Origin of the sequence: Negativicoccus succinicivorans (genome assembly GCF_018373335.1) — a bacterium.
Classification (GTDB): Bacteria; Bacillota; Negativicutes; order Veillonellales; family Negativicoccaceae; genus Negativicoccus; species Negativicoccus succinicivorans_A.
The window spans coordinates 1-7,882 of record NZ_JAHAHH010000060.1 but is presented as its reverse complement, the minus strand read 5'-3'; the positions used below and the strand labels follow the sequence as shown (position 1 = coordinate 7,882).

General features: G+C 47.3%; 8 protein-coding genes. All 8 read left to right on the top strand.

Annotation, left to right across the window (positions count from 1 at the left end; genetic code table 11):
• Nucleotides 1-80: 80 nt before the first annotated feature.
• Complete coding sequence (locus KH813_RS05215; RefSeq protein WP_303994125.1) at nucleotides 81-1,112, top strand: ATP-binding protein; 1,032 nt, start codon at nucleotides 81-83, stop codon at nucleotides 1,110-1,112.
• The gene (locus KH813_RS05210; RefSeq protein WP_303994122.1) at nucleotides 1,109-3,013 is read left to right on the top strand and encodes a VWA domain-containing protein; all 1,905 of its coding nucleotides are present in this window, start codon (nucleotides 1,109-1,111) and stop codon (nucleotides 3,011-3,013) included. Before KH813_RS05215 ends, KH813_RS05210 begins: the two co-directional genes overlap by 4 nt.
• Nucleotides 3,014-3,410: 397 nt before the next feature.
• On the top strand, nucleotides 3,411-4,028 hold the full coding sequence (locus tag KH813_RS05205) for a MotA/TolQ/ExbB proton channel family protein (protein WP_303994119.1): 618 nt from the start codon (nucleotides 3,411-3,413) through the stop codon (nucleotides 4,026-4,028).
• The gene (locus tag KH813_RS05200; protein ID WP_303994116.1) at nucleotides 4,018-4,449 is read left to right on the top strand and encodes a biopolymer transporter ExbD; all 432 of its coding nucleotides are present in this window, start codon (nucleotides 4,018-4,020) and stop codon (nucleotides 4,447-4,449) included. The genes KH813_RS05205 and KH813_RS05200 overlap by 11 nt, the downstream gene beginning before the upstream one ends.
• 142 nt (nucleotides 4,450-4,591) lie before the next feature.
• Nucleotides 4,592-5,239: an energy transducer TonB gene (locus tag KH813_RS05195; RefSeq protein ID WP_303994113.1), complete on the top strand. Its 648-nt coding sequence runs from the start codon at nucleotides 4,592-4,594 to the stop codon at nucleotides 5,237-5,239.
• Nucleotides 5,240-5,468: 229 nt separating this feature from the next.
• On the top strand, nucleotides 5,469-6,326 hold the full coding sequence (locus KH813_RS05190; protein ID WP_303994111.1) for a sirohydrochlorin cobaltochelatase: 858 nt from the start codon (nucleotides 5,469-5,471) through the stop codon (nucleotides 6,324-6,326).
• An 18-nt stretch (nucleotides 6,327-6,344) separates the two neighbouring features.
• A complete protein-coding gene (gene cobI, locus KH813_RS05185) occupies nucleotides 6,345-7,052 on the top strand; it encodes a precorrin-2 C(20)-methyltransferase (protein ID WP_303994108.1) in 708 nt (235 codons plus the stop codon).
• Nucleotides 7,052-7,882 (top strand): cobyrinate a,c-diamide synthase (locus KH813_RS05180; protein ID WP_303994105.1); only part of this gene is annotated, 831 nt, incomplete at its 3' end. The genes cobI and KH813_RS05180, both read left to right, overlap by 1 nt.

Below are 7,882 nucleotides of genomic sequence, written 5' to 3'. Positions count from 1 at the left end.
AAGTGAATCAAAAACAATATATTAAAGAAAATATTTATTCATCGAGAGCAGAAAGATATTATTCACAAAGGAGTTGTCGTATGAAACGTCAAAACTACCCATTTACTGCTATTGTAGGCCAGGAACGCATGAAAAAGGCGTTGCTTTTAAATGCCATTAACCCTGCGATCGGCGGAGTTCTTATTAAAGGAGAAAAAGGTACGGCAAAATCTACTGCAGTTCGTGCATTGGCCGATGTTTTGCCGCCGATTGATGCGGTAAAAGATTGCGAGTTCCGTTGTGATCCGGAAGAACCGGGGCTTTTCTGCAGTGACTGTATGGAACGGCAGGCTGCGGGCGAAACTCTTGCAACCTATGAAACACGCATGAAAGTAGTTGAATTGCCGGTCAATGCGACGGAAGATCGTGTAGTGGGCACATTGGATTTAGAACATGCTATTTCGCAAGGCAAAAAGAAATTTGAGCCGGGCATTTTGGCAGATGCTAATCGAAATATTTTGTATGTGGATGAAATCAATCTGCTGGATGATCATGTTGTTGACGTATTGTTGGATGCCGCGGCAATGGGGGTTAATACCGTAGAACGCGAAGGCGTTTCCATGTCGCACCCGGCTAAATTTGTCTTAATCGGTACGATGAACCCCGAAGAAGGTGATATTCGTCCGCAACTATTGGATCGCTTCGGGCTTTCTGTTGAAGTTGTTGGCGAACACGATGCGCAGCAACGTGTAGAGGTTATTAAACGTCGCCTGGCGTATGAAGCGGATCCGGAAAAATTTGCGGAAGAATACGCGGAAGAACAAAAGCAATTGGAGAAAAAAATTCACCGTGCCCGTGTGCTTTTGCCTACTGTTCAAGTTCCCGATGAAGCGCTGGCGAAAACAGCAGAACTTTCCGTGGCGTTAGACGTTGATGGTCATCGAGCCGATATTACGATGCTCAAAACCGCAATGACGATGGCCGCTTTTGATGGTCGCAGCGAAGTGACATTGGCGGATTTGAAGGCAGCGGCCGAACTTGTTTTGCCGCACCGTATGCGCCGTAAACCGTTTGAAGAAACAGGTATCGATTTTACCGTGATTGATCAGGTTTTAAACGGCCAAGCGTCATGAGCTATCCTTATATCTATCCGTTTGTTGCCGTGGTCGGTCAGGATGATGTAAAAGAAGCCATTCTCCTGGCTTTAGTCAATCCGAAGATCGGAGGCTTGCTGATTTCCGGAACTAAGGCGACAGCGAAAAGCACACTGCTGCGTTCCGCAATGGCACTAACTGAGCAAGCTTTGGTGGAATTACCGCTTTCCGCAACGGAAGATCGTGTCTTCGGTCATATTGACTTGGAAAAAACGCTAGCCGATGGTAAACGCATATTTTTGCCCGGTTTGCTTGCTAATGCGGATCAACAAATTTTATACATCGATGAAATCAATCTTCTGCGGCGCGACCTTTTGGCGGCGATCCTGCAGGTTCATGAAACGCATGAAAATAAAATCGAACGCGAAGGACTTTCCTATTCGCACCCGACAGACTTTATGCTGATTGGCACTATGAACCCCGAAGAAGGAACGTTGAGTGATGCGCTTTTGGATCGGTTCGGGATGTTTGTCAATGCACAGGCGGATACCGATCCTGCCAAACGACAGGAGATTGTTCGTCGCGTTTTAGCGTACGAAAAAGATCGCATCGCCTTTGTAAAACGCTATGCAGAAGAAACCGAAAAGTTGCGCAAAAAAGTAATGACGGCACAAGCCATCATTCCGCAAATGGAGGTGCCGGCGCCTATGCTGCAGTTGGCGGCTGTATATAGTGAAAATGCGTGGCTTGCCGGTCATCGCGGGGACATTATTTTACTGGAAGCGACGAAAGCGGTAGCGGCTCTTGCCGGCCGCAATTTCTTGATTCCCGATGACATGGAACGAGCGGCGTATTTTGTGTTGCCGCATCGTATGCATCAACCCGAACATGCACCACAGGAACAGCCGGAGCAACAACCACCGCCACCACCGGATCAATCTGAGGATTCTGCGGATATACCGCCGCAGAATGATGCACAAGAATTACCGCCGCCTCCATCCAATCTACCGGAAGATAACGACTTTGATACAAATGATGACGACTCCCAGGAAGCCGATACGCCGCCGAATCCACAAATGCCGCTGCCGCCGGAAACTTGGGAAGATATCAATAAAGCGTTTTCGGCGTTACAGCTGCAAGTCACTATGAATGTGGATCGTTTTAAGCGTAAAGGTTCGGGGAAACGGCAGCGAACGAAGACGGATTTAAAACAGGGACGATACATTCGCGCCGTGCCGATGGCCCATGAGGTGACCGACCTTGCGTTAGATGCGACCATTCGTGCTGCCGCGCCGTACCAAAAGCAACGAGAAAAACACGGCTTGGCCATTGCTCTCGAAAAGGATGACTTACGTCAGAAGGTGCGTGAAAAACGCACCGGAACCGTTTTTTTGTTTTGTGTGGATGCATCGGGATCGATGGGAGCAAGGCATCGCATGGGAGCGGTAAAAGGAGCCATTTACGGCCTTTTACAAGAAGCCTATCAAAAGCGTGATCGCATAGGTCTGATAACATTTCGGCGCAATACGGCGGAACTTTTATTGCCCGTGACGCGTAGTATTGATTTGGCACAAAAAGCTCTGAAGGAATTACCTACGGGCGGTAAAACACCGTTGGCGGCTGCGCTTGAAATGTCGCTTGCCGTGCTTGCACAATTGAAATTTCAGGATCCGGAAGTACGACCGGTATTTCTCTTAGTAACTGACGGCCGGGCAACCTCTTCGCTTTCGGGCGGTAACCCGGTAGATGAGGCGATCGAACTGGGAGAAAAGTTACGTCGTACCGGAGCAGCCATGGTGGTCATTGATACCGAAACCGATTTCATCAGCATGGGAATCGCTAAAAAATTGGCATCTTCCATGGGGGCGACCTATTATCACGTCAAAGATTTATCGGATGAAAAAGTATTACGAATTGTGCAAGATCACTACCAACATTAAAAATGCGAAAAAGCGGCACGTCTGTTAAAGTGTTGCTTTTTCGCGCTTTTATTTACAAGATGATTCAAAGGACCATATAAAAGTTTGTGGTGGCAGGGAATGCAATCTACCGATTCTGAACTTTTGTAACCTTTTGGATTGTATTCAGCTGAATCACCGGGAGTTGTGTTGGCGACGGGTATCTCATTCATGCGAATCGGAGTTTTAAAGATGAAGGAGAGTCCATTCAACACTTGCACAAAATCCGGAATAGTTCAGGTTCATTGCAAGAAAATGATGGGGATGCATTTACATCAATCGTTAACTATGGTATTTTGATATTGTGATTTATTATAAACTTTATAGTTTTGTGTTTTGAAAATTCTCATCATAAAATGAGAAGAGGAAGGAGAAAAGTATGAGTGAAGCACTTCATTTATTTCATGCAGGCGGCTTGGTAATGTATCCTTTGCTACTGTGTTCGATTTTAGTTATCGCAATCGGAATCGAACGATTCCGCTATTACCAAAAAGCAGAATCGGATATTCCAAAATTAGTCGAAGAAATTCCGGTTCTGCTGCATCAAAATGATATCAGCGGTTTGATGCAGCTCTTGGATGAAGATGGCGGATTTCCGGCGATGGCGATTCGTGATGCAGTAGGGCATCTTCACACCGGTGCCAGCCAAACGGCCGTTGTCGAAGGCAGCGCAGCCCATGGCGCATCTTTATTGCGCAACTATTTAAATTATTTGGATGTCATCGTTACAATGTCTCCGCTATTGGGATTATTGGGCACAGTAACCGGGATGATTAGCTCATTCAGTATTTTATCCGTTTCTGAAGGACAGCCTTTTGCTATTACTGCCGGTGTCGGGGAAGCACTGATAGCAACAGCAACCGGCTTGTTGGTAGCGATCTTAGCACTGGTTGTGCATACGTATTTGGCACATCGCTTAGATAATCTTGTTTCGGATATGGAACGTTTAGCATCTGTTTACCTGGCCCATGTGGACGGTGAGCCGAATGAAGCTTAGAGAAATGCGGGTAAGCAAGCAGCCGAAGCTGATGATTATCCCGATGATCGATATCATCTTTTTCTTGCTTGTATTTTTTATGATGAGTATGCTTACCATGGTTGTTCAAAAATCAGTGGATCTGTCTTTGCCCAAGACGCAATCCGCTAAAGTGAGCATGGAAACCACCGTGCCGATCAGTATAAAAAAAGATGGCACTATTTATTTTGAACAGGAACCGGTACATGCAGAGGACTTGCGGCGACGTATTGAAGTTGAGAAAACCAGAAATCCGCAACTGGCGATCTTGGTACGCGCGGATGCAGAGTCGCAATACGATAGCTTTACGTATGTTTTGGATCAGGTAAAGCTGTCAGGAATTTCGCGCATTGGTATCGCTACCGATGGAGCGAAATCGGCGCCGGTTGCGCCGCAACCTTGAGGTCGTTATGTATTATGGTGAAAATGAGGGCTGGGGCAAGCCTATAATTGGATCTCTTCTGACGCATGCGATTGTTTTTGCGTTATTCGGAGTTGCGATTCACTTTGCACCAATGCCGGAGCACGTATCTCTCGATCCTGTTATGGTTGAGATTTACGACCCGGGTGGCGGTGGCGGCGGTGGCGGCGGTTCGGATATTGCCGCGCAGGACGCGTCGACATTTCCGGATGATTTAGATGCATATAGTGATTGGGAAAGCACAGAAGAAAGTAATGACGAAAGTGTAGAAGCGCCAATTCATGATGCTTACGCATCGACGCCGGAACAATCCCCGGCAAAGCCGACGCGAAAGCACCGTGTTCGACGCTCACAATCCGGTTTCGGCACAGGGCAGGGAACCGGACGTGGATCGGGCATAGGTAGCGGTACGGGTAGTGGTATCGGCTCCGGAAGCGGATCCGGTGTCGGTTCGGGGACCGGATCAGGTGCAGGCTCCGGCGTGGGTTCAAATACTGCGCCGCCTACAAGCCCATCAATACTTTCCGCTCCTGACCCGAAGTATCCGGAATCCGCCCGTCGAGCCAATATTGAAGGCACCGTAGGTGTAGGATTGGTAATTGGAGCGCAAGGATCCGTAACGAGCGCATGGGTAGCCGAATCATCAGGAAATGCAGCGTTGGATCAGGCGGCGGTGGATGCCGTATATCGATGGCGCTTTGCGCCCGGGACGGTTAACGGATCCCCGGTTGAAACACAATCTCGTGTGCGTGTGAACTTTAGTTTGAGATAGAGTGTTCACACTGGAAATTGTAATTCGCATCGCTTGCATGACAATGGTATTATATGGATTGGTAATATATACATTGCACGGCGTCAAAACCATACTACCTGTCTAATGCCGGAAGTCAGTACGGTATGAATTGTGGTGCACTTTGAGCCGGCAGAGTTGCCGACTCGGAAAGTAACTAATGAAATAACACAATGGAAATAGATGACAGGGTAGAAGATTTTGGAGGGACATGATGAATGACAAAGCGATTGTGCTGACGAGTTTTGGTACTACGCTAACAGAAGAACGTAAGCGCACATTGAAACATATGCAGCGCTTGGCGCAACAGGCATATCCGGATTGGGATGTATATATCGCCTTTACCAGTCGGATTGTCATCGACCGAATATCGAAACAAGAGGGAGAAAAGTTTTACAGTGAACGTGCCATGTTTTACCACTTGGCATCGGAAGGGTATCGCGAGGTAGCATATCAGCCTTTGCATATTATTCCGGGGGCAGAATACTCGAAAGTAATGCAACTGGTGTACAAATGGAAAGCAGACCTTGTTTTTCGACGCTTGGTAATCGGTCGACCTTTGCTGTATTTTATCGGTCAACAAGGTGAGCGCCCGGATGACTATCAATTACTTTTAGAGACCCTTAAGGATGCGATTCCTTCCGCACCACAGGAAGGTCTTTTACTGTTAGCGCATGGGACTAATCATCCTGCGCAGGCGGTTTATTCAGCATTACAACTTAAAGCGAATCAGCTGGGGTACGATAATGTCTGGATAGGAACCCTGGAGGGATTTCCCGAATGGCGTGAAGCGGCAAAGCAAATGCGTTTTGCGGGAATTCGTAAAATTCATGTTAAACCCCTCTTTTTCCATGCGGGTGAACACGTGAGCGTGGATATCTTCAGCAAAGAAGAAGAAAGTGTTGTTCAAAAGTTGGCAGAATACGGTTTTATTGTGGAAGAAGATTGGCAACCGTTAGGCCAAATTGAAGATATACTCAAGCTGTATATGCAGCACTTGGATGATGCTATCGGTGAACGGTATCGCGGACGCTCACATGGGCGGCCGGCGATTCCTTCTATTATTTAAAATGGGTTGGGGGTTAGTATGAGAACAGGAACATTATATGGAATTGGTGTAGGACCCGGCGATTCAGAATTTTTAACAGTCAAAGCGGTACGGACATTGGAGCACGTCGACGTGATTATTGTACCGAAAACGGAAAAGAAAACCGATTCGGTTGCTTACCAAATTGCCAAGCCTTTTATCAAAGAATCAACAGAAGTTATCCCAATCGTTTTTCCGATGGTTCCGGACATGACAGTTCAGGAGAGAGCCTGGGAGGAAAATCGTAAAATTATTTCCGGATTGTTGGCCGAAGGTAAGGATATAGCATTTTTAACTCTCGGCGATCCGATGCTGTATAGTACCTATATGTACATTTTTAGAGCATTGAAGAAAACGGAATATCCCATCGAAACCATTCCGGGCATCCCGGCTTTTTTGGCGATTGCTTCTCATATCGGACGGACGGTCGGCGATCAGGAAGACGTTATTACCATTTTACCCGGTACTGCGGATGCGGAAAAATTGGAACGTGTCATTGCGGTCAGCGACAGCTTGGTTATTATGAAGGTTTATAAAACTTGGCCGATAATTAAAAAGCTGATGGAAAAATACAACTTAATTGATGATGCGATTATGATTTCGCGTGCGGGTCTGCCGGATGAGGTTGTATATCGTGATTTACGTGCGTTGCCTGAAGATGCGAAGCTGAATTATTTATCGACGATTTTAGCGAAACGGAGTCACTAATGGCAACCTTTCACCGACCACGATTGGTGATAGCCGGGACGAATAGCGGCGTAGGAAAAACTACGATCGTAACCGGTTTACTCGCGGCATTGGCCGGGGCCGGACATGCTGTTCAGCCATTTAAAATAGGGCCGGATTATATTGACCCCGGCTTTCATGCGCTGGCGTCCGGGAGAGATTCATATAATCTTGATACCTGGTTGGTACCGGAGGAAAAACTGGCGGAGAATTTTACGCGGTTAAGTGAGGGCGCAGAGCTTTCAATCATTGAAGGAGTCATGGGCCTATACGATGGAGGATCTGCCGGTATCAGCAGTACGGCCGCTATCGCGAAACGCTTGCAGGCGCCGGTCATACTGGTTATTAATGTGCAGTCGATGGGACAAAGTGCCGGTGCGATTGCTCTTGGGTATAAAAATTATGACCCGGACGTTCGGTTGGCAGGCGTAATCGTCAATCGGGTCGGCTCCCCGAAGCATGCTGAGATGGTACGAGAAAGTATTGAACAGCTGGGGATTCCGGTCTTAGGTATTATTCATCGTAATGATTTACTCCAAACACCGGAACGGCACTTGGGATTGACACCGGTGACGGAAACCGATCCGACTTCTGTGATTCAGCAGATGGCGAAGGTCATGCACGAATCCATTGATTTGGATCGTTTGCGAGCCGTGGCCGAACAAGCATCGGATCTTAGTATCGAATTGCGACAGGAAATCGATGAACCGATAAAGGTAAAGATTGCCGTAGCGCATGATGCGGCCTTTTCCTTCTATTATCCGACCAGCTTACAATATTTGGAGCGTTTGGGGGCCGAATTAGTTTATTTC